At 62.5% G+C, this 21,116-nt stretch carries 19 protein-coding genes; 6 read left to right on the forward strand and 13 right to left on the reverse strand.

Going from position 1 to position 21,116, the window contains the following annotated elements; all coding sequences use genetic code 11:
• Window positions 1–27 precede the first annotated feature (27 nt).
• The gene (locus tag BLW08_RS09605) at window positions 28–1,623 is read right to left on the reverse strand and encodes an alkaline phosphatase D family protein (RefSeq protein WP_091324714.1); all 1,596 of its coding nucleotides are present in this window, start codon (window positions 1,621–1,623) and stop codon (window positions 28–30) included.
• Between the two features lie 133 nt (window positions 1,624–1,756).
• On the opposite strand from BLW08_RS09605, the gene BLW08_RS09610 reads away from it, so the two are divergent.
• Window positions 1,757–2,167 carry a hypothetical protein gene (locus BLW08_RS09610; protein WP_254779801.1) on the forward strand — a complete coding sequence of 137 codons (411 nt, stop codon included), beginning with the start codon at window positions 1,757–1,759 and terminating at the stop codon, window positions 2,165–2,167.
• Here the strand turns inward: BLW08_RS09610 and BLW08_RS09615 are convergent.
• The 5 genes from BLW08_RS09615 to BLW08_RS09635 form a co-directional block, all read right to left on the reverse strand.
• Window positions 2,149–4,581 (reverse strand): HAD-IC family P-type ATPase, encoded by a 2,433-nt coding sequence (locus BLW08_RS09615; protein ID WP_091324716.1) that lies wholly within the window; start codon window positions 4,579–4,581, stop codon window positions 2,149–2,151. The genes BLW08_RS09610 and BLW08_RS09615 overlap by 19 nt on opposite strands.
• A gap of 79 nt (window positions 4,582–4,660) precedes the next feature.
• The gene (locus BLW08_RS09620) at window positions 4,661–5,674 is read right to left on the reverse strand and encodes a hydroxyacid dehydrogenase (protein ID WP_091324718.1); all 1,014 of its coding nucleotides are present in this window, start codon (window positions 5,672–5,674) and stop codon (window positions 4,661–4,663) included.
• Window positions 5,671–6,609 (reverse strand): carbohydrate ABC transporter permease, encoded by a 939-nt coding sequence (locus BLW08_RS09625; protein WP_091324719.1) that lies wholly within the window; start codon window positions 6,607–6,609, stop codon window positions 5,671–5,673. Before BLW08_RS09625 ends, BLW08_RS09620 begins: the two co-directional genes overlap by 4 nt.
• On the reverse strand, window positions 6,606–7,538 hold the full coding sequence (locus BLW08_RS09630; protein ID WP_091324721.1) for a carbohydrate ABC transporter permease: 933 nt from the start codon (window positions 7,536–7,538) through the stop codon (window positions 6,606–6,608). Before BLW08_RS09630 ends, BLW08_RS09625 begins: the two co-directional genes overlap by 4 nt.
• 69 nt (window positions 7,539–7,607) lie before the next feature.
• The gene (locus BLW08_RS09635; protein ID WP_091324722.1) at window positions 7,608–8,921 is read right to left on the reverse strand and encodes an ABC transporter substrate-binding protein; all 1,314 of its coding nucleotides are present in this window, start codon (window positions 8,919–8,921) and stop codon (window positions 7,608–7,610) included.
• 289 nt (window positions 8,922–9,210) lie between these two features.
• Here BLW08_RS09635 and BLW08_RS09640 point away from each other — a divergent pair, with 289 nt between their 5' ends.
• The 4 genes from BLW08_RS09640 to BLW08_RS09655 all read left to right on the forward strand — a co-directional run bounded on the left by BLW08_RS09640 (window position 9,211) and on the right by BLW08_RS09655 (window position 14,001).
• On the forward strand, window positions 9,211–11,232 hold the full coding sequence (locus tag BLW08_RS09640) for an outer membrane protein assembly factor BamB family protein (protein WP_091324724.1): 2,022 nt from the start codon (window positions 9,211–9,213) through the stop codon (window positions 11,230–11,232).
• A 98-nt stretch (window positions 11,233–11,330) separates the two neighbouring features.
• Complete coding sequence (locus BLW08_RS09645) at window positions 11,331–12,440, forward strand: substrate-binding domain-containing protein (protein ID WP_091324726.1); 1,110 nt, start codon at window positions 11,331–11,333, stop codon at window positions 12,438–12,440.
• Between the two features lie 147 nt (window positions 12,441–12,587).
• A complete protein-coding gene (locus tag BLW08_RS09650) occupies window positions 12,588–13,637 on the forward strand; it encodes a PDDEXK nuclease domain-containing protein (RefSeq protein WP_175538636.1) in 1,050 nt (349 codons plus the stop codon).
• Between the two features lie 7 nt (window positions 13,638–13,644).
• Complete coding sequence (locus BLW08_RS09655; protein ID WP_254779802.1) at window positions 13,645–14,001, forward strand: PDDEXK nuclease domain-containing protein; 357 nt, start codon at window positions 13,645–13,647, stop codon at window positions 13,999–14,001.
• Between the two features lie 21 nt (window positions 14,002–14,022).
• Here BLW08_RS09655 and BLW08_RS09660 read toward each other — a convergent pair whose 3' ends face one another.
• Complete coding sequence (locus BLW08_RS09660) at window positions 14,023–14,529, reverse strand: methyltransferase family protein (protein WP_091324729.1); 507 nt, start codon at window positions 14,527–14,529, stop codon at window positions 14,023–14,025.
• Between the two features lie 115 nt (window positions 14,530–14,644).
• Here BLW08_RS09660 and BLW08_RS09665 point away from each other — a divergent pair, with 115 nt between their 5' ends.
• Window positions 14,645–15,253, forward strand: coding sequence for a dihydrofolate reductase family protein (locus BLW08_RS09665; RefSeq protein WP_091324731.1), 609 nt, complete (start codon window positions 14,645–14,647; stop codon window positions 15,251–15,253).
• Between the two features lie 82 nt (window positions 15,254–15,335).
• Here BLW08_RS09665 and BLW08_RS09670 read toward each other — a convergent pair whose 3' ends face one another.
• The 6 genes from BLW08_RS09670 to BLW08_RS09695 are packed head-to-tail and all read right to left on the reverse strand — an operon-like array spanning window position 15,336 to window position 21,114.
• On the reverse strand, window positions 15,336–16,184 hold the full coding sequence (locus tag BLW08_RS09670) for a CPBP family intramembrane glutamic endopeptidase (RefSeq protein WP_091324732.1): 849 nt from the start codon (window positions 16,182–16,184) through the stop codon (window positions 15,336–15,338).
• Between the two features lie 41 nt (window positions 16,185–16,225).
• Complete coding sequence (gene nagB, locus BLW08_RS09675) at window positions 16,226–17,017, reverse strand: glucosamine-6-phosphate deaminase (protein WP_091324734.1); 792 nt, start codon at window positions 17,015–17,017, stop codon at window positions 16,226–16,228.
• Between the two features lie 26 nt (window positions 17,018–17,043).
• On the reverse strand, window positions 17,044–17,967 hold the full coding sequence (locus BLW08_RS09680; RefSeq protein ID WP_091324736.1) for a Gfo/Idh/MocA family protein: 924 nt from the start codon (window positions 17,965–17,967) through the stop codon (window positions 17,044–17,046).
• On the reverse strand, window positions 17,964–18,860 hold the full coding sequence (locus BLW08_RS09685) for a carbohydrate ABC transporter permease (protein ID WP_254779803.1): 897 nt from the start codon (window positions 18,858–18,860) through the stop codon (window positions 17,964–17,966). The genes BLW08_RS09680 and BLW08_RS09685 overlap by 4 nt, the downstream gene beginning before the upstream one ends.
• Window positions 18,857–19,813: a carbohydrate ABC transporter permease gene (locus BLW08_RS09690; protein ID WP_091324738.1), complete on the reverse strand. Its 957-nt coding sequence runs from the start codon at window positions 19,811–19,813 to the stop codon at window positions 18,857–18,859. Before BLW08_RS09690 ends, BLW08_RS09685 begins: the two co-directional genes overlap by 4 nt.
• A gap of 29 nt (window positions 19,814–19,842) precedes the next feature.
• Complete coding sequence (locus BLW08_RS09695) at window positions 19,843–21,114, reverse strand: sugar ABC transporter substrate-binding protein (protein WP_091324740.1); 1,272 nt, start codon at window positions 21,112–21,114, stop codon at window positions 19,843–19,845.
• Window positions 21,115–21,116: the final 2 nt, after the last annotated feature.

The following is a 21,116-nucleotide window of genomic DNA, read 5'->3' on the forward strand; positions in this document are numbered from 1 at the left end:
CACTTGCTGTCACCTGCTTGGCTGATATCAGGCGAGGCCCGGAACGCGATCGTTGATGGTGAACGACTTCTTGGTGCTGACTGCGGCGCCCGGAGTGGTGACGTAGTCCAGCACCCGGAAGTCTGCGGTCATGGCGTCCTTGGTGATGCGCGTGTTCACGTAGCCGCGGTTGTCGTTGTAGAACTTCAGGTGCGGGTTCCACTCCATGGTGGGGTCAGTAGTGGAACCATTGCCGTCGCCGGTGGAGGTAATGGACGAGCACACCAATTCCGAACCGACCACAGCCGAAGCCGGGTCCTTGTAGTCCACCTTGAGGTCGGTGGCCCAGTGGCGGTGGACGTCGCCGGTCAGTACGACGGCGTTGCGCACCTTGGCGTCCACCCAGCCTTGGGTGATGCGGCGGCGGGAAGCGGCGTAGCCGTCCCAGCCATCCATGGAGACGTCGTCGATCTCCGGCGCTTTGTCGCGGTCCCGCTCGGCGAAGAAGACCTGCTGGCCCAGGATGTCCCAGCGCTGCGTGGAGTTCCTGAAGCCGTCCAGCAGCCACTTTTCCTGCTCGGCACCGGTGATGGTTCGGTTCTCGTCCAGGCGCTCAGCGACGTTCTTCCGCCAGCCGTCACCTGCGAGCTGATCGTCCCGGTACTGGCGGGTGTCCATCATGTGGAAGTTGGCCAGTTGGCCCCATTGGATGGTGCGGTAGATCTTCATATCGAAGCCGGCGGGAATTGATGACGGGCGCAGCGGCATGTTCTCGTAGTACGCCTGGAACGCTGCCGCACGGCGCTGGCGGAAGTGCTCCGTGGTGTCGTTCAGCTGGCCCGCGTCGCTGTTCTCCGGGACCTCGTCAGCCCAGTTGTTGTCCACCTCGTGGTCATCCCAGACCACCAGCCATGGTGCGATTGCGTGCGCAGCCTGGAGATCGGCGTCGGCCTTGTACTGTGCATGCCGTTGGCGGTAGCCGGCGAGGCTCACGGTTTCCGGCCCTTCATGGTCGCGGGGGTTGCCGCCGCCAATCACGTAGCTGTCCTTCTTGTACTCGTACAGGTAGTCGCCAAGGTGCAGCACCAGGTCCGGATGATCCTCAGCCAGTCGCTTGTAGGCAGTGAAGTAGCCGTGTTCGTACTGGGCACAGCTGGCGAACGCCATTGCCAGGGCAGCGGGGGTCTCGCCGCGGGCCGGGCTTGTCAGCGTGCGGCCAACCTCGCTCACGTGCCGTCCGGCACGGAAACGGTAGAAGTATTCACGGCCAGGCCGGAGCCCTCTCAGTTCGACGTGCACTGAGTGGGCGGTTTCGATCCTGGCCTGTTCGACGCCGCGGGCTACTACCCGGCGCATCGCGGCGTCTTCCGCCACTTCCCAGGCGACGGCGACGTTGCGGGAGGGCATGCTGCCCAAGCCGTCTTCGGCCACGGGGTTCACCGCCAGTCTGGTCCAGATGACAAAGCCGTCCGGCCATGGTTCGCCCGACGCGATGCCCAGCGTGAACGGATCGGTGCGGAGGCCGGCGTCGTCCGCTGTTGAAACCGCGACGGCGGGACTGGCGACGGCGGCGCCAGGCAAGGCGACGACGAGCCCGGCGCCGAGGCCGGCTGAGATGAGGGACCTGCGTGAGATGTTTTCCATTCACCCGACGCTAGAAAGCCTGGGTTGATCAGGACCAAGAGCGGTATGAATCTGCGGTTAACTGTGTGACAAAAGTTGTTATCCCGGGCTGAACCGGTCCCGGCCGGGAGGACGGCTCGTCTATGCTCAGTTCATGACGACGGGGGAGAGCCCTAAACGGCCTGGTGTGGTGACGTTCTCGGTGGTGCTGATGTACATCGGCGGCATCGCCCAAATCATTCTGGGGATCCTGACGATTTTCCTGCGTTACACCCCTGAAGCGCAGTCCGGTGGCATCGCTTTGCCCATCACTTTGCTGGGTGCAGGAATGATCCTGTTTGGCCTGCTGGTGATCGGGCTGGCATCAGGGGTGGCACGGGGAAGCGAGGCCGCCCGTCGCGGCGCAACAGCGGTCATGCTGCTGGGCCTGGCCTTCGCCGTGCTGGACCTGATCATTGCCGCTGATGGAGACTGGTCCGCCGTGATCTCACAATCCATCGCCACGGTGGCTGTGGTGGTGCCGTTGTGGGTCGGGCGGGGACGCCGCTACTTCGAGACCCGGTGATGTAGCGCTTCCTGGGCATCCCGGTAGGCAACGCGGCGGTGAACGAAGCGCACGATCTCGATCAGCGCGATGCAGGCTACCGACGTTCCAAGGACCAGCAGTGCCGTGGGGAGCGTCGGATCCGTGAACTGCAGGAAGTCGCGGGCGATCGGCACCGAATAGACCAGCACCAGACCAACCATCATGGCCCCGATGACCAGCCCTTTGAAACGGGTGACCGGGCGCGAGAGAACCACCAGGATCCAGATGCCGATGATCGCCAGAATCAGTGTGGACCCGGTCCTGATCTCGGCTTCCGGTATCTGCAGGTTCGCGGCGAGCCGGGCGTACGCGGCGAGCCCCAGCGTCACGGAAACACCCGCAGGTACGGCGAACGTGAGTGAGCGCCGGAGGAAACCCGGGATATAACGCTGGGCATTGGGCAGCAAGGCAAGGAAGAACGCGGGAATGCCGATGGTGAGCCCGTCGGTCACGCTCAGTTGCCGCGGAAGGAAGGGGAACGGCAGCAGGAGGATGCCGAAGGAAATGGCGAGGAATGTGGCGTAGGCGGTTTTGGTGAGGAACAGCATGGAGACGCGTTCTATGTTGGCAATGACTTGGCGACCCTCCGCCACCACGCTGGGCAGGTGGGAGAACTTGCCATCCAGAAGCACAAGCCGGGCTACCGCCTTGGTAGCGGCCGCCCCCGAATTCATGGCCACGCCGATGTCCGCTTCCTTGATGGCCAGGGCATCGTTCACGCCGTCTCCGGTCATGGCCACGGTGCGGCCGGCAGCCTTCAACGCCACCACAATCCGCTTTTTCTGATCAGGTGTCACGCGGCCAAAGACCACGTTGTTGTTGATGACCTCCACGAATTCCTGGTCATCGTCCGGCAACTCGCGGGCATCAAAGCCGTGCGGGGCATCCAGGCCGACCTCGCGGGCGATCGCGGCCACGGTTTGTGGGTTGTCACCGGAAATGATCCGGACATCCACATCCTGTGCGGCGAAGTAGGTGAGTGTCTCGGCAGCATCCGGACGGATGTTCTCCTTGAACGTCAGGAGCACCACGGGGACAGCATCTGCCGGAACGGTTTCGTCGTCAGTCGGTGTGCCGTGGGCAAGGACCAGCGTGCGGCGGCCCGTTGTGGCCAATTCTGCGGCCTGGGTGGAGAGCTGCTGAAGCACAGGATCGGTGGAGTGCCGTGCCGGGAACACCATCTCAGGTCCGCCAAGGATCCACATTCCATCCTCAAAGACCACCGCGCTCCATTTGCGGGCCGAGGAGAACGGCACGCGGTCCGCCGGTTGATCCGTGGGCGGCTCATTGAAATGTCCGGCGAGGCTGCGGGCTGTGGCGTTGGCGTCCTTCTGTACGCCGTACCAGGCGAGCACGGACTCCCACCCCGGCCGGACCGTGAGGGGATGGGCGGCGTCGAATACGATGTCGCCTTGGGTGAGGGTGCCGGTCTTGTCGAGGCATATGATGTCTACCCGCGCCAGGCCTTCCACAGCGGGCAATTCCTGGACCAGCACCTGCTGACGGGCCAGTTTCACCGCCCCCACGGCGAAGGTAATGCTGGTCATGAGCACCAGTCCCAGCGGGACCATGGCGACGACGGAGGCGATGGTTGCCGTCGCTGCGTCACGCCACGCTCCACTGGCGGAAGCTTCAGCCCACCCGCCTTGGGCGATCATCTGCGCGTTCAACACCAACAACGCCACCGGACCCACAAACCAGGTGACCCACTTCAGAACCCGGTCGATCGAGGACCGAAGTTCTGAGGCCACCAGGGAAAAGCGCTTGGCTTCCGCAGCGAGCGAGTTCGCAAAGGAATCTGCGCCCACCCGGTCCACCACTGCTGTGCCTTCGCCGGCCACCACCACGGATCCGGAGAGCACGCGGTCGCCCTCGCTCTTCTCAACGGCATCGGATTCGCCGGTCAGCATGGACTCGTCCACTTGGAGGCCCCGTGATCCGGCTACCAGTCCGTCTGCGGGCACTTGATCGCCTGCCCGCAGGACCAGAGTGTCGTCCAGCACCACATCGTCCAGGGAAATCTCCGCCTCTGAACCCTCACGCAGCACCCTGGCATGCGGTGCGTTCAGCAGTGCCAGGCGGTCCAGAGCCCGCTTCGCCCTGTATTCCTGAACGCTGCCGATGACCGCGTTCGCGATGGCGCTGAAGCCGAACAGGGCGTCCTGCCAGCGTCCGATCGCGAAAAGGACGATGAAGCAGGCAAGGATGATGCCGTTGAAAAGGGTGAGCACGTTGGCGCGGACGATGCTCCACACGCTGCGGCTGGTGTCCTGGACAAACGCGTTGGTTTGTCCCGCGGCCACCCGCTCAGCAACTTCAGCCGTGCTCAGTCCCTGCGTTGAGGCCGTCTTTTGCTGGACGGCTGCTCCTGGGTGGTGGTTCTCGTGTGGCACTCATGCCCCCGTTGTTGAGCGGATCCAAGGATGGGATTGAGTATGCCAGCCGGGGGGCTTTAAGTCGCCGCCGTCGTCGTTATGCGGTGAACGCCAGGTCCTTCGCGTGGAGCCTGTGGAGGAGTGGTTCCCCCCGTGAGATCCGCGCAGCTTCCTCGATGGTGCTCACAGCCATCCGTTCCAGTTCCATGCCCAACGAACCAGCCAGGTGCGGCGTGAGAAGCACATGTGGATGGGTATAGAAGCCTGAGTCCGCAGGGAGAACCCAGGGCGTGGTGACATCCAGGACCGCATACAGGTCACCTTGTTCGATTCGCCGGAGCAACGCGTCCTGATCCACCAGTTCACCCCGGGCCGTGTTGATGAACGTGGCGCCCGGCTTGAAGCTCCCAACCAGCCCTTCGTGGATCAGGTTGTAGGTGGACGGCAGCGACGGCGCGTGGAGGCTGACCACATCGCACGTGGCCACCAGCTCTTCCAGACTGAGACGTTCGACGCCGAGCGCGGCCGCCGCGGCCTGGTCCAGGAAGGGGTCGGAGACGAAGACCTTCACGTCGTAGGACTTCAGGAGGCGGATGACGTGCTTGCCGATCCTTGAGGCGCCAATGATGCCCACCCGCTTGCCGAAGTTGCCCATGTCCGGAAACACCTGGTCCGGCTCGATTTCCACCCTCTCTGTGTGGAGCTTGCGGGCGATCTGCAGGACTCTCTTGTTGGCCAGCAGGATCATGGCCACCGTGTATTCGGCAACCGGAATGGAGTTGGCGTCGGCGGCCGTGCTGACGTGGATGCCCCTTTCCCAGCACTCCTCGCCCACGTGATGCTTGACCGAGCCTCCGGCGTGGAGGACGTGGGTCAAGCGCGGGGCCGCGGCCAGGGCAACGGCGTCCAGCTTCGGGCATCCCCAGCCTGTGAGGAGGATGTCCGTCTCCGCAAGGAGTTTCAGCGAACGCGGCGAGGTGAAATCTTCCATGGGGTCCGGGCTGAGGAGCCTCAGCCCGGGTGCCAAGGAGTCCAGCCGGCGTTGCGGAAACACACGGGATACGACGCCGGGACCCATGGCGAGTGCGACGTTCAGTGATGGTGTGGTCATTTGACGCTCCCTGTAGTGAGGCCGGATTTCCAGAAGCGCTGCAGCATGATGAAGGCCACCAGCAACGGAATGATGGACAGGAGCGAGCCTGTGATGACCATGGGGGTGAATTCGGGCTGCGGAACGGAGTATCCCTGCCAGATGGAGATGCCGACGCTGACGGGGAGTAATTTCTGGTCTTGGAGCATCACCAGCGGGAGCATGAAGTTGTTCCATACTCCTACGAACTGGAACAGGGCGATGGTGATGTAGCCGGGCATCATCATGGGCAGGCCCAGGGAGAAGAAGGACCGGATGGGTCCTGCACCGTCCATGCGTGCTGCTTCAAGGGTTTCTGCCGGAACGTAGCTCGCGGAGTAAACCCTGGCCAGGTAGACGCCGAAGGGGTTGCACAACACCGGGATGAGGACGGCCCAGATGGTGTTGGTCATGCCCACCAGGGAGGCCAGAAGGTACATGGGCAGCACCGTGGCCGTGTTGGGAATCAGGACTCCCACCAGGACGAAACCGAACAAGGAGTCCTTCCAGCGGAACTGGAATTTGTCGAATGCATAGCCGGCCATCACCGAAATCAGGCTGCCCAGGACGGCGCCAACACCGGCATACATCACGGAGTTACCCAGCCAGCGGAAGAACAGGCCGCCGTCCTGCTTGGCCACATTGGCGATGTTCTCAAACAAGGAGAAGTTCCCCAAGGCGTAGGCGCTGGTGCCGTACAGGTCAGCAGCGTTCTTGGTGGAGGCGAACACCAGCCACAGTACCGGGACCACCATGTAGGCGGAGCCGATGATCAGGAGCCCGTTGACGGTGAGCTTGCTGGCGAAGCCGCCGCCGCGGTTGGAACTGGGTCCGGTGCGGTTGGAACGGGATCCGGTGCGGCGGGGAGTTGCTGTGTCCGGGGTGGTGCGGGGGCGGGGGAGAGTTGAGGCGCTCATGATTTGTTCATCCTGGAGCTAAGGCGGGTAACGGCCAGTGACAGGACTGCTGCAAGTCCGGCGATGATGATGGAGGCAGCTGCGGCCTGGTTGAGGTTGTGGCGGATGAAGGCCGCGTCATAAGCCCAGAGGTTGGGAACCCATGTGCTGGTGACTGATGCCGTGGCCTTGGAGATGATGGATGGTTCCGTGAACAGCTGCAGGGTTCCGATGATGGTGAAGAGCATGATGACGCTCAACGCCGGAAGGATCAGCGGAAACTTGATGCTGACGGCCGCGCGGATTTCTCCGGCACCGTCCACGCGGGCTGCTTCCAGGATTTCCCGGGGAACGGCCTGCAAAGCGGTGAACAGGATGATCACGTTGTAACCGGTCCACTCCCAGACGCCGATGTTCACGATGGACGGGAGGACCATGTGTGAGTCCAGGAAGTTGATCTGGATCCCACCACCCTGGAGCGCTTGGACCAGCGGACTGATGCCAGGGGTGTAGAGGTACGCCCAAATGAGGGCGGCGATGACGCCGGGGACGGCGTGGGGAAGGAACACCAGGAGCTGGAAAAGTTTGCGTGCCTTGGCAACGGTTGCGTCCAGGAGGAGGGCAAAGGCCACTGCGCCGCCCACCATGCAGGGAATGTAGATCAGGCAATACAAGCCAAGGCGGGCGATGCCTTCAACGAACGTCTCGGACTGGAAGACCTGCACATAGTTCTCAAGTCCAACGAAGACCGTCTTGGCTTCACCGAAGCCCAGCCCGGACTTTTGCTGCGAGTGGAAACTCAGCACCAGGGAGTAGATCACCGGTGCGATCATGGCGATCGCGAAGACCGCGAAGAAGGGAACCAGGAACAGCGCGGCAGTCCTTCCGCCGGTTCCCGCCAGTGCGCGGCCTCGGCGGCGCACTGTGGTGGTGAGGGCCTGGGTGGCCATGGGATTCTCCTAGCTTGGAGGGGGCCTCCTCATGAGGCCCCCTGCCTGTGTGGCTATTCGGTGGCGGAGCTACTCTTTGACGGCCAGGCCGGCTTGCTTCAGGCCTGCCACGGTGGCGTCCTGCGCAGTATCGACGGCGTCATGGATGGTGCCGCCGGTGGTCAGCTTGCCGTAGGCGTCCTTGAGCGCAGTGTTGGTGATGTCCCAGTTGGGACCCCACTGCCAGCCCGGGGTGATGGTGCCATACGCCTTGGTGAAGACCTCGTAGATGTCGTTGCCAAAGTAGCTGGCGTCATACGCCTTCTGTGCCACCGGTGTCAGGCCCGGAAAGGCGAGGAAAGCGGAGCCGGTGTTGCCGCGGGCCTTGATGGCGTCCTGGTTGGTGGTGAGGAACTCGACGAACTTGGCGGCCGCAGCCGGGTTCTTGCTGCTCTTGGTCACGTTGAAGCTGGATCCGCCATAGAAGGCTCCGGACTCGTTGCCCCATGTTGGCATTTCTGCAGCGATCCACTGGCCCTTTTGGCCGCTGGCTTCGGTGCGCTTCTGGATACCGGTAGCGCTCCAGTTGGCGCCCAGCACGCCAACCACCGTGCTGTTGGCCAGGTCCAGGCTCCACTCGTCGCTGTAGGCCTGGGTGACCTTGACGATCTTCTGGTCGATCAGCTTCTGCCAGTAAGTGGCAACCTTCTGCGTGGCCTCGTCATTGACGCCCACCTTCCAACTGTCACCCTCGGTCCCAAACCACTTGGCACCTGCCTGCCAGGCCAATCCGGCGCTCGCCGCTACCTCGTTGGGGTTGAAGCTGGCCAGATAAGAGTCAGGCGCCACGGCCTTGAGCTTTTTGCCGGCCTGTTCGAATTCATCCCAGGTTGTGGGGACCTCGACGCCGGCCTTCGCCAGCATGTCTTGGCGGTACCACATGAGCATGGGGGCTGCGTCGTACGGAAGTGCGTAGGTTTTCTCACCGAACTGGACCAGAGCCTTGGTCTCGTCCGTGAGCTTGTCCACGGTCTCGGCCTTGTTGATCAGGCCATCGAGCGGGATCACCTGGCTGTTGCTGACGAACTGCGGCAGCTGCGGGTATTCGATGGTGGCTACGTCAGGGCCGTTGCCTGCGGTGATGGCGGTGGAGAGTTTTGCGTAGCCACCGTTGGCGCCGTTGGGGATGGTTTCGAAGCTGACTTTGATCTTGTCCTGGCTGGCATTGAACGCTTCAGCCACTTTGTCCATGCCTGCCAGCGAGGACCAGAAGGTGATGGAACCTGAGGGATCTTCCGTGGGTGTGGGCGCTGCCGCTGGGGTGGGGCCAGTACCGCAGGCGGCCAGCAACAGAGTGCTGGCGGCCAAGCCAGCTACTCCGGCAAAGAGATGACGACGCTTCATGGTGTTCTCCTTTGAAGACTTGCGATGCGAAGAAGGTTTGTGTGGTTGGGGCCACATGAGGTGAATCCATGTAACCGCGCTGCTTCGAACATCTACAAGATTTCAAACATTTTCAAACATTGCCGCGTGACTAAAACGACGGTCTTTGGGGACTCTACTGTGCAACTTCGCTGCCAGTTCTGTTTGAACGAACAGAAATGCTGGACGCTGTCAGTTCCACGCTGCTATGAATTCTGGACACCCGAAACGGCGACTACTGAAAAGCCATTACCTAAGAACAGGGATTCCAATGGAGAAATCGAACATCAGCAGACGGTCAGTCCTACAAGTTGGCGGAGCAGCGTCGCTCGCCGCGGCCATCGGGCTGGCAGCCGGCCAACCGGCGTCGGCGTCCGCCCTTCTGGGCTCCAAGCCAAAGGCGACGGAAATCCTGGACCTGGGTCCCGCCGTCGTACAGTTCTCCCTGATGAGCGGCCTGCTGGTTGGCGATGTTCTGTACATCGGTTCCCGCAACCTGGAGCCGGTCCGGATCATTGCCTTCCACGTCCCCACGGGCAAGGTCATCGGCCAAACCGAACTCAGCAACGGCCACTCCATCCAGACGTTGGCCGCCGATCCTTCAGGCCGGTACCTCTACGCCGGTGTCCTCCAGAAGTCCACCGGCACACTGCCGAACCTGTTCCGCTGGGACCTCAACAGTCTCGGCACCAAGGCTACGGCGATCGGCTACATCGGAGACCGGGATGTCCGGGACATCAGCGTCGCACCCAATGGCAGGCTTTATGCAGTTGGCGGCGGAAGCAGCACCGCGCCGGCCCTCTGGGAATACAACCCCGCCACAGGCCAGGTAGCGAGCCTTGGCATCCCGGACGCGGGAGCAACCTTGGCCCGCGCCGTAGCCGCGACGGACGCCACGGTGTTCTTCGGTGCGGGCAGCACGCTCAACGGCGGAAGCGGCGCCAGCCGGGCCTGCCTCTACGCCTACGACACAGCATCCCGGAAGTTCACCAACGTGACTCCGTCCGAAATCCTGCCAGATCCCAGCATCCGCGACCTCGCAGTGGTGGGGGACAAGCTTGTGGTCAGCTCCGCAGGATCGTTGGAGAACGCCAAGATGGCCGCTCTCAGCCTGGCCAACCACTCGTCGTACGCGCTGACGGTCTCGGAAGGCAAGGTGGCCAAGAGTTTCGCGGTGATGGGGGACAACGTCTATTTCGCCAACGAGACCGGACTTCTCGCCTACTCGCTGGCATCGAACACGATCGCTGCCGTGCCGTTTGAGGGCCCCTCCCTCGGGGAAGTCTGGGGCGTCGATTCCAGGGATGGCAAGTTGCTGGTCACCTCTGGTTATGGCTTCATCGCGGAGATCGACCCCGTAAGCGGCGCCACCAAGACCACCGACCTCGGCGAAGCTGGCGCACCCTCTGATCCTCAATCGGTGATGGGGATCGCGGCAGGCGCAGGTTATGTCTATGTGGGAGGCAACGGCGTCATTGCACGCCGCTCGCTGAAGGATGGCCACGTCACGAACATGAGCGCTCCGGGTGAGGCGAAGGACGCGATCGTTGTGGATGGTGCCCTTTATACAGGCCAGTACAGCGGTCAGGGCATCTGGAGCTACGACCCCCGGAACGGAAAGCCGATCACGCAGGTGGCCGACTTTCCCAAGGAGCAAAACCGGCCCCTGGACGTCTGCTGGGACGAAAGCAACAAGCTTGTCCTGGTAGTCACTCAAGCGGACACCGAGGGCGGAGGTTCGCTGTGGACCTATGACCCGCGCACCGGCAAGAAGGGCTTCTTCGTGAACCCGGTGGATGAGACCCAGTTGGTTCGTGCCGTTGCAAGCCGCGACGGCGTGGCCTACTTGGGCGGCGGCCTTCCGGACGTTGGCGGGGCGGGGACCGTGGTTGCCTTCGACCCAGTGAAGGGCAAGGAACTGTGGAGGATCGATCCCGGACAGAATTCCGGAGTCAGTGCCCTGGCAGTGCAGGGAAAGTACCTCTATGGTGTGTCCCGCAAGGGCACTGTGTTCGTTATAGACCTTCCCAAGCGCAAGCTCGTGCACCAAGCCGATATCACCTCGGTGAGCTACGGCTTCGCAGCCCTGGTGACCAACCGCGGCGCGGTGTATGGCGTTTCCAACACCCACGTCTTCCGCTTCGACCCGAAGACCTTCGAGGTTGCCACCGTGGTGGCCGACATCGACGGCGCTTGGTACAGCGGCTCGCACATTAACAACGATGAGGACGGCTACCTCTACACCATGCGGGGCCGGAACCTCGTGCGGATCAACGACCACCCCCGGCGGTAGGTGCCCGGCGTTGCGGGGCCCGTTTTGCGCTCTCTGGCGAGTATTTACCGCGCAGAGCGGGCCCCGCAACGCACGTGCATACGGTCACCTATGCTTGTTTGAACATCTGGACTCCGGAGAGGGTGGGCATGCTTAGCGGCGAACGCCACGAGAAGATTCTGCGCGAGCTTGAAATGCGGGGATCCCTGACCGTCAATGGGTTCGCGGAGAAGACCGGACTGTCCACCATGACCATCCGCCGGGACCTGACACAGCTTGCTGCCCAAGGGCTGCTGCGCCGGGTCCACGGCGGCGCCGTTCCCGTCCCCTCCGAACGGCCAGGCGACACCGTTCACAGGAGATCCCGCCAGCCGCTCGCGACCCTGGGCCTCATTGTCCCGACCACGGGCTACTACTTTCCGGAGGTCATCCGCGGCGCGGAATCAGCCGCCAGGGAATTGAACGCCCGGCTGATTCTGGGGGTCAGCAACTACTCCGCGGAGGACGAGCACCGGCAGCTCCAACGCATGGTGGCCAACTCCGTGGACGGGATACTGTTGGCAACCGCCGGATCCCTTGAACCCGGATCTCCAACATTCGAGCTGCTGTCCTGGCTGCGAATCCCCGTAGTGCTCGTGGAACGTTCAAGCCGCGTGTTCGAATCCGTGATGTCCGATCACAGCTATGGTGCCGAGCTTGCCCTTGAGCACCTCGCATCCTTGGGCCACCGCAGGATAGGGCTTGCCATCGCCACCAGCCCCACAGCGCCGTGGCTCCGTGAAAGCCACGAGCGCATGGTAGCCAAGCTGGGGCTCGAAACTGATGCGCCCATCATGGAATACGTTCGTTCAGTGGTGGGCGCAGGCAACAACCAAAAAGAGTTCGCGAAATTCCTCAGAGACTGCCGTCGCACTGAGACGCACGCGGCCCTGGTGCTCCCGGACGAGGAAGCCATCACGTTGATTAACCTCGCCGAGGAATCAGGGCTGGACGTCCCGGAGGACCTGGCGATCGTGGCCTACGACGACGAGGTGGCGGACCTCGCCCCCGTGCCCCTGACCTCCATCGCCCCGCCGAAGCGGGACGTAGGCCACGCCGCCGTCGCCATGTGCATGGAACGTCTTGCCGGAAAGACCGGATCTGCGGTTTCGCCGGCCCTCCGCCGCGTGAGCCTGGCCCCGAAACTGATCATCCGGGAGTCCACCGTGCCGGGGGAGGACGTGGAGTAGGGGGAATCCAATAGTCCAAAGTTCTTTGGACTATTGGAAAGATGGCGGTGCGCAGGTTCGTGATTCCGATTAGTCCAAAGACCTTTGGACTAATCGAGGGCAATCGGCCCGGAGTATCCTGTCAGACCCAGCGCCTAACGTAGGGGCGTGCCTCAAATTGAACCTGAACTGCCCAGCGGATATGCCAGTATGCTCGTGTCCTTGAAGGGGCTCGTCAGCTCGGTGCAAAGTCGCGCGCAGCAGGCCGCGAGCAACGCCATGGTTCAGATGTACTGGGAGATCGGCTCGACGATCCTGGAACGGCAGGCAGCTCAGCCGTGGGGTACCAAGATTTTGCAGCGGCTGGCAGTGGACCTCAAAGCCGCCTTTCCTCACATGCGCGGCTTCTCTCGTTCCAATCTCTTTTACATGCGAGCGTTTGCAGCGGCTTGGAACCTGTCTGACCCTACCGACCGGGCACGGGTTGGCGGACTGCCTTGGGGCCACATCATTGAACTGCTCAAACTGAAGGACTCGGCGATCCGCAACTGGTATGCGGAACAAGCACGCGAGCTCAACTGGAGGCTTGAAGTCCTCGAGCACCAGATCACGACTGGACTACACCGCAGAGCCGGTGCAGCGCCGAACAACCTTAAAGAACGGCTTTCCGAAGATGGAGCGGCTCTGGCGCGCAGTGTTGTCAAGGATCCATTGGTCTTCGATTTCCTGGGACTGACCAAGGAAGTCGAGGAGCTGGCCATGGAGGAGGCGATGACCCAGCGGATGTCTCAGACGCTCGCCGAGTTCGGCAGGGGTTTTGCCTTTTATGGTCGGCAGTTCCATCTCGATGCCCATGGCGAGGACTTTTACATCGACCTTCTCCTAGTTCACGTGCCCACCAACCGCTTTGTGGTCGTGGAGCTGAAGTCAGGCAAATTCAGGCCCGAACATCTTGGGCAGTTGAATTTCTACGTGGCTGCGGTCAACGACTTGGTGAAGTTCCCAGGAATGGCTCCCACGGTTGGAATTCTGGTTTGCGGCTCCAAGCATGAGCCGACAGTGCGGTACGCACTGGACGGGTCATCCCAGCCAGTCGCCGTGAGTTCATACACTTACGATTCCCTTCCTCCGGAAGAAAGGGCAGCTTTGCCGTCTCCTGAAGCAATTACCGCCGCGCTTGAGCAGGGAACTGTAGCTGACTCTGATAGCCAAGACTGAGAGGGCATTGACGGAACACTCGGTGGCACGGCAACGCCCTTCTTACACCACGTTGGTTATCGAGCTCAAGACAGGAAAGTTCCAGCCTGAGTACGCCGGCAAGCTGAACTTTTACGTTGCCCTTGTGGATGACATGCTTCGCCGGGAGCATCACAACGAAACGATTGGCATCCTGATCTGCGGCACTAAGAACGACCGCAGCGTCAGGTACAGCCTCGGGCGGTCAACCTCACCCATGGCAGTCGCCGCCTATACATACGACAAGCTCCCGGCCTCCGAACAGCAAGCCCTGCCCAACGAAGGGCACCTGGTCGCTGCGCTCGAATGGGCAGAACCTGACGAGGGACAGGCCGAGCCCACTTAGGCGGTACGGCAACGAGTGCGATTACCCCCGCCACGGCGTGAACCGCGGCCACCACCCCGGGACATTGCGTTGGTAGTTCAGGTATTGCTCGCCGTAGGTCTCGGTGAGGGTTGGTTCCTCGTAGCCCTTCACAAACGCGAACACCGCGGCGAGGACAATCACTGCATAGATCACCAGCCGCCAACTTCCGAATAGCAGCGCCTGGCCCAGAATGATGCTCAGCACCGCGAGGTACATCGGATTGCGTACAAAGCGGTAGGCGCCCGTCACCACCAGCGTTTCAGTGGGAGCCACAGGAGCGGGCGTTCCGTGGTGCAGAGCAAACAACGCGAAAGCGTGTAGGAGGAAGGCCACCCCAGCAGCGATGGCGCTCCACGCAAAGAACATCACAATCCACGCTGAGCCCCAGTCAAACCAACGCCAGCCGGAGATGAGCCACGGAACAAATCCCGCGACGACGCCGGGTGCCAGGAACAAGAAGAGAACCGTCCCGATCCACGCACGTGCTGGTGAGCTTGCCTGGGCCATGCGCGCCAGAATAGCCCCACCCGGAGTACCGCGCGACCCTCCCGCCAGCACCGTGGCCGGACTAGGATGGCGCGCATCCAAGAGCATGCCCGGACACTCACCAAAGGAACACACCATGGGAATTCTCTCCGTTGACCTTTTCATCACCCTCGACGGCGTGTATCAGGCGCCAGGTGGTCCCGACGAGGACACCTCGGGCGGCTTCGAGTTCGGAGGATGGCAGGCGGCGTACTCGGACCAGGAGAGCGGCGAGGCGATCGTCGCGGGAATCGACCGGATGGACGCGCTGCTGCTGGGCCGCAGGACCTATGACATCTTCGCCGGGTTCTGGCCCAACCAGAGTGACCACATTGCCGATACGTTCAACGCCTTGCCAAAGTTCGTGGTGTCGAGGACCCTGACAGACCCGGGATGGGAAGGAACCACAGCGTTGGCCGAGGTGGCGGAGGTGGCCGCACTGAGGGAGAGATTCCAGGACATCCACGTGATCGGCAGCGGCGACCTCGCCAGGTCATTGCTCGAAGCCGACCTCGTGGACAGGCTGAACCTCTACCTCTACCCACTGACGTTTGGCTCGGGTAAGCGCCTGTTCCCCGACGGAGCCGGCGTGCCCGCAGCCTTTCGCTTGGCGCAGCCACCGCAGGGCTTCTCGAAAGGCGCCGTTGCGCTTGTCTACGAGAAAGCGGGCGCTCCGGTGACAGGGATCGACATCAGCCAGGCGTAACAGCGCACCAAGTACTGCAAGCGCAAAGGAAGCGTTCGACGGCGGGTGGCAACCAGCCGTCGAACGCTTCTGTTATGTGGAACTAGCTCAAGACAGGTTCGGACAAACGCGCGCGCTGCACCCTTCCTCGAACCACAATCAACGCGACCAAAGCGATCAGGATGTAAATCATGTTGGCCGGTCCGGCAAGCAACAGGAAGGTGCTCTGCGGACCGGCGGCTGCCTGGTCAATCCCACCTGTGGCGAGGAACAGGGTGGGATCGTACAGTGCGTGAAGGATGATCGGCCAGATCAGGTTGCCGGTGACGCGCAGGGTCAGGTACATGCAGATCCCGAACCCGAAGGTGAACCCGACAGTCACCAGGACTGTGACGATCGGTTGCCCGGAAAGGGCGTTGGCTGCGTGCAGGAGGGCAAAGATCAGCGAAGAAAGAACCATGACGACCCACTCGGACTTCCCTGAGTCCCGCAGCATTTTCACTACGATTCCACGCGTCAGCACCTCTTCGGCGAAGCCGATCAACAAGCCAGTGAGGATGGTGACCACCACCACCGAGGCTTCATAACTGCCGTAATCGATGCCCAGGAATCGAAGGACAATAGCAACCACCAAGAAGAACGGAGCCACCCACATCCACCACTTCCCCTTGATGGGCTGCGGCGCGAAGAGTGGCCTGAGCCAGCCTGTGGAGGACAGGAAAGCCAGCAGTACCACGCTGCCAACAATCAGCGGGAACGTGATACCGAAGAACACACTCTGAGGCGTGCGGAAGATGTCCTCGGCCACGATCTGGTCTCCCGCGATCGAACCGATCAGCAGGCCGGCGCCCAAGTAGAAGGCCATGTAGACCACCACCAAAAGAATGGACCGCCACCACCCGCCCTGGTTCCAGAATGCTTTCCAGCCTGAAGTGTGAGTGTCTTGCCCCATGTACGGTCCCCTTTTTGGAATACGGGGTGCGTTTGCCCCCGCTAAAAACCTACTGCATTCAGCTCTTGCGCCGATCGCCAGGCATGCCGGTAATACTCGGCGTGCGCCACCATGGACGCGGCCTCTTCATCGATGATGACCGTGGCGTGGGGATGCTGCTGAACCACCGAGCCAGGCACGGCCGAGGAGACAGGTCCTTCCAACGCTGCAGCAACGGCATGGGCCTTGTTCGCCCCAAAGGCCAGGAGGACCAAGTGCCTGGCACGGAGGATGGTCCCCAGGCCTTGGGTGATGCAATGCGTTGGAACCTCGTCAGGGTTTCCGAAGAATCGGGCGTTGTCCCTGCGGGTTTGCTCCGTCAAGGCCTTGATTCGGGTGGGTGAAGCCAACGACGAGCCCGGTTCGTTGAAGGCGATGTGTCCGTTGGAACCGATGCCCAAAATCTGCAGGTCGACGCCACCGGCCTCGGCAATCAAGGCTTCGTACTCTGCCCCGGCCTGGCCAATGTCTGCGCCAGTTCCGCGCGGGGTGAAAACCTGATCCGGATTCAATCCCAACGGCTCAACCACTTCCCGGGTGATGACCGAGCGGTAGCTTTCCGGGTGCTGCGGAGGAACCCCGAGGTACTCGTCCAGGGCAAAGCCACGTACGCCGGAAACATCGATCCGATGGTCACGGACGGCCCGCGCCAGCGCTGCATAAGTGGAGAGTGGGGTGGAGCCCGTCGCCAGGCCCAGCACGGTAGTGGGGTTCGAACTGACCTTTCCAATGATGATGGAAGCGGCGAGGGAGCCGGCCTCGGCCTGGTCGCGGACAATGATGATTTCTGCCATGGGTTTCCTAACTTTTGGGTGCGTAACTAGCTGCCTACTGTCACGGGGACTCCCGTTTCGAGGCTCTTGTTGCTTGCTTCCACGATGGCCACGATGCTGAGGATTTCGGGCAGCGGCACATTGGGCCTGCCGCTGCGGCACGATTCCACAATGTCCTCAAGGAGGCCCACCAGCATCGGGGGCCCGGCTTCGATCGAGAAAGTGGCCAGACCCTCGGTGGTTTCAATCCGGCCCCGGGTGTACGGGTTCCATTCAGCTTCGCCGCTCATGATCGCCACCCGGCCGTCGCCCCAGTCGACCGTCACGGCAACCTGGCCTGCAGCAGGTCCTGGCCGCCCGGCGTCGACCGTCACTTTTCCGGAGCGGGTGGCGACCGAACCCAGCGACGCGACGGCGAGGTCCACCAAATGCACCCCGTACCACGAGAAGCCGGGATGGCCAGGCTGAGTGGGTAGCGGTCCAGTGAGCGATACCCGGTGCGCGTCGGCAGCCCCAAGAGCCGCTCGGAATTCGCGCGCAAAGCGCTTCGGCGAACCCGCCAGGACCAACGAACCCGAGGCCTCGGCCAAAGCCAGCATGCTCCGCGCTTCAGCTAGGGACGGCGCAAAACGGGTGTCGACGTAAATGGGCTTTCCGTACCGGGCAACCCGCCTGAAGTACTCCGGGTGGGTCCGTGCATCCGAGGCCACGATCAAGAGCGCATCGCATGCCTCGGCCACGGCTTCCGGGGAGTCGCACAGGGTGACCCCAAGTCTGCAGACCTCGTCCGCGAAGGCGTCGACGCGGAGGCTCAGCGGAAAGTCCGACGCCGGTTCCCCCTTCCAAGCGTGCGTCACCGTGCCGCCGGGGACCGCCCCGTCCACACCGTTGCCGAAGAGGCGCGTAAAGGAGGGCGCGTGCGGGGAGTCGACACCGATGAGCCCAAAGCGGATGGGCTCGGCAGACGTCATCCCTTGACCCCGCTGTGCGTGATGCTGGCGACGATGTGCTTTTGCAGGAGGGCGAAGATCACCAGGCACGGTATGAAGCTGACCAGAGTGGCTGCCATGACGTTGGACGTGGAGGCGGTCTCGGTGTTCAACGTTGCCAAGCCCACCGTGAGCGTCCTGGCTGCGTCCGACTGGCCCACCACCAAGGGCCACAGGAGATCATTCCAGTGCCACAGGAAGACGAAGATTGCGAGTGTTGCCAGGACGGGGCGGATCAAGGGGAGGACGATCTGCCAGAACGTCCGCCACTCGCCGGCACCGTCGATGCGGGCGGCATCGAAGAGTTCCTCGGGCATGTCCCGAACGAACTGCCGGATGAGGAAGATCGCCTGGGCGTTGGCCAGCGTGGGCAGGATCAGCCCCCAGAGGGTGTTCACCCCGCCCATTTTGGAGATAAGGATGAACGTGGGGATCAGGGTGGCTTGGACGGGCACCATCATGGTGGCGATGATGGCCCACAGCAGCGCGTTGCGTCCCGGGAACCTCTTGCGGGCCAGTGCGTAGGCGGCCATGGATGCCGTGAGCAACACAACCACCACGGACACAGCCGAGTACAGGAACGAGTTCCAGAGCCAGAGTGGGAACTCGCCCACGTTGAAGATGCGGACAATGTTGTCCAATGTCAGCGACGACGGCAGCGCGTACGGCAGGGTGGGGGCGTCGGCGGGGGAGAGCGCCAGCACTGCCACGGCAATGAGGGGTGCAACAGTGAAGAGCGAGATTACTGCCAACACCCACGTCAGGGTGCGCTGGCGGCGCTTCTCGGTATTGCGCCTTGGGCTGTGCCCGGCGGGGCCTTGGGCGGGACGTCCGGCGGGGTGACGTCCAGCTGGAGTTGAAACGGTGGCAGTCACTTGGAGTCCTTACCTTCGAAGAAGCGCTGCTGGATGAGCGAGAGGATGAGCACAATGACGAACAGCACCACGCCGATGGCCGATGCGTAGCCGAAGTCGAAGAACTTGAAGCCTTCATCGAACAGGAAGTAGATGAGGCTGTGGCTGGCCCGGGCGGGTCCGCCTCCGGTCATCACGTAGATGGTGTCGAAGACCTGGAACCCCACGATCGTCTCGATGACCAGGACGAAGAACACCACGGGTTTCAGTAGCGGCAACGTCACGTACCAGAACGATTTCCACGCACCGGCCCCGTCAATGCGGGCGGCTTCATGGACTTCAGCGGGCTGGGCTTTGAGGCCGGCCAGGAAGATCAACATGGAGTAGCCGAAGCCTTTCCACACTGACACCACGGCCAGGGACAAGAGGACCAGCAGTTGAGGGCCTGACGTGAAGGGAATGGGCCCCATGCCCAGGCTGCCCAGTGCAGCATTGAGCGGACCGTCTGTGGAGAAGATCCAGGTCCAAATGATCCCGGCCATCACGAACGAGCTGAGGTACGGAATGAACAGCAGCGCCCGGAAGGTGCCCGTGAACCGGACCAGTTTGTCCAGGAGGACGGCCCCGGCCAGTGACACGGCGATGATGAACGGAACAAAGATCGCCACGTACAGGAATGTCACGCGCAGGCTTTGCCAGAAGTTGGGGTCCTCGGCCAGGCGCACGTAATTATCTGCGCCCAGGAATTCGAAGTCACCGTTGAGGCTGTACTCGGTCAGGCTCATGGCTCCGGCCCCAAAGATGGGGAGGAATTTGAAGAGGCCAAAAATGATCAGCGTGGGAAGGACGAACAGGATGCCGGCCAGCGCCTCGCCGCTACGGGCTTTCTTGGCCCCGAAGGGTTTGAACTGGGGGGCCGTCAACTCGGGATGTCGGCCGGCCAGCGGGTTTCTGGTACGGGTGTTTATGGACATGGGGTGACCAATCGGTGGTGGGGCCGGGCTTAGGATGCCGAGCGCTGCAGGATGCCGCGGGCTTCCGTGGCTGCACGGTCAAGGGCTTCCTTGGCGGTGACATCACCGCGGAGGGCGGCCTGGATGTTGGGCGCGAGGGCACCCATGACTTGGCGTGCAACAGGTGACGATTCGCCGGGGTTGGCGGTCTTCAAAGCTTCTGCCATGGCCAGGGAGTCCGGGTCCGTGCCCAATGCCGCGGCGTCGGTCCGGGTGGGGAGGTTTCCCGCGGCGGCATTGAGGGCCTTCTGGGACTCGGCCGAGCTCAAGTAGCTCATCACCTTGTAGGCGGCTTCCCGGTTTTCCTTCTTGTTGATGGAGGTCAGTGCCAGCAAACCAGGGTTGCCGTAGGTCGCCTGGACCTTGCCCTGCAACGGAGCGCCCAGTGCAACGTTTTCGGCTCCGAGTGCGGCGCGCATCTGCTTCAATTCCGGCAACGACGTGGTGGCCCGCATCGCGGCCTTGCCGGTGGCGATCGGAGCACCTTCAACCTTGGGGCCATCGGTGGTCGCGTCCGCGGGTAGCCCGCCGAGCTTCTTCAAGTCGATCAGCAACTGGAGTGCCGAAACACCGGCCTCGGAATCGAACGCGATGTCCTTGGCATCATCGGTGAAAACCGTTCCGCCGGCCTGCCACAGCAGCGGATAGAAGGACAGGTTGAGCGTCTGCTCGGGGCTTCCGGCGTAGTCCATCACGGCGACGCCCTTCTTCGCCAGAACCGGCGCCGCGCTGCGCAGGTCATCCCAGGTCTTGGGCAGCGGCACTCCTGCGTCCGCGAAGATCTTGGTGTTGTAAGCGGTGGTGTTGATGTTCTGGAACAGCGGAACGCCAAATACTTCGTCGTCGAACGTCGCGGCCTCCAGCGTGCCGGGGTAGAAGCTGTCCTTGTCCTGCTCAACAGCCTTATCTACTGGCAGGAGCCCGCGGACGTTACGGTACGTGGCTGCTTGGTCTGGCGTAATAAGTACGACGTCGGGTCCCGAGCCTGCGGCAAGTGCCGCCGAGATCTGGGCGTCCCGCTTGTCGAACGTCTGGAGCTCGATGGTCAGGTCGATTCCGGGGTTGGCCGTCTCGAAGCTTGCCTCAGTGTCCTGCCAGAACTTCTTGCTGGCGGTCTCGTCCTTGATGACGGGGTACATCCAGAGCGTCACCTTGCCGGTGGCCTGGCCGCCGTCGGACGTTGACGAACCGGCCGAACCGCAAGCGGTGAGCGTCAAAGCCGCGGTAACGACGACGGCTGTGGCCAAAGTGGTGGTGCGCATTT

Source organism: Arthrobacter sp. cf158, from assembly GCF_900106835.1.
GTDB lineage: Bacteria > Actinomycetota > Actinomycetes > Actinomycetales > Micrococcaceae > Arthrobacter.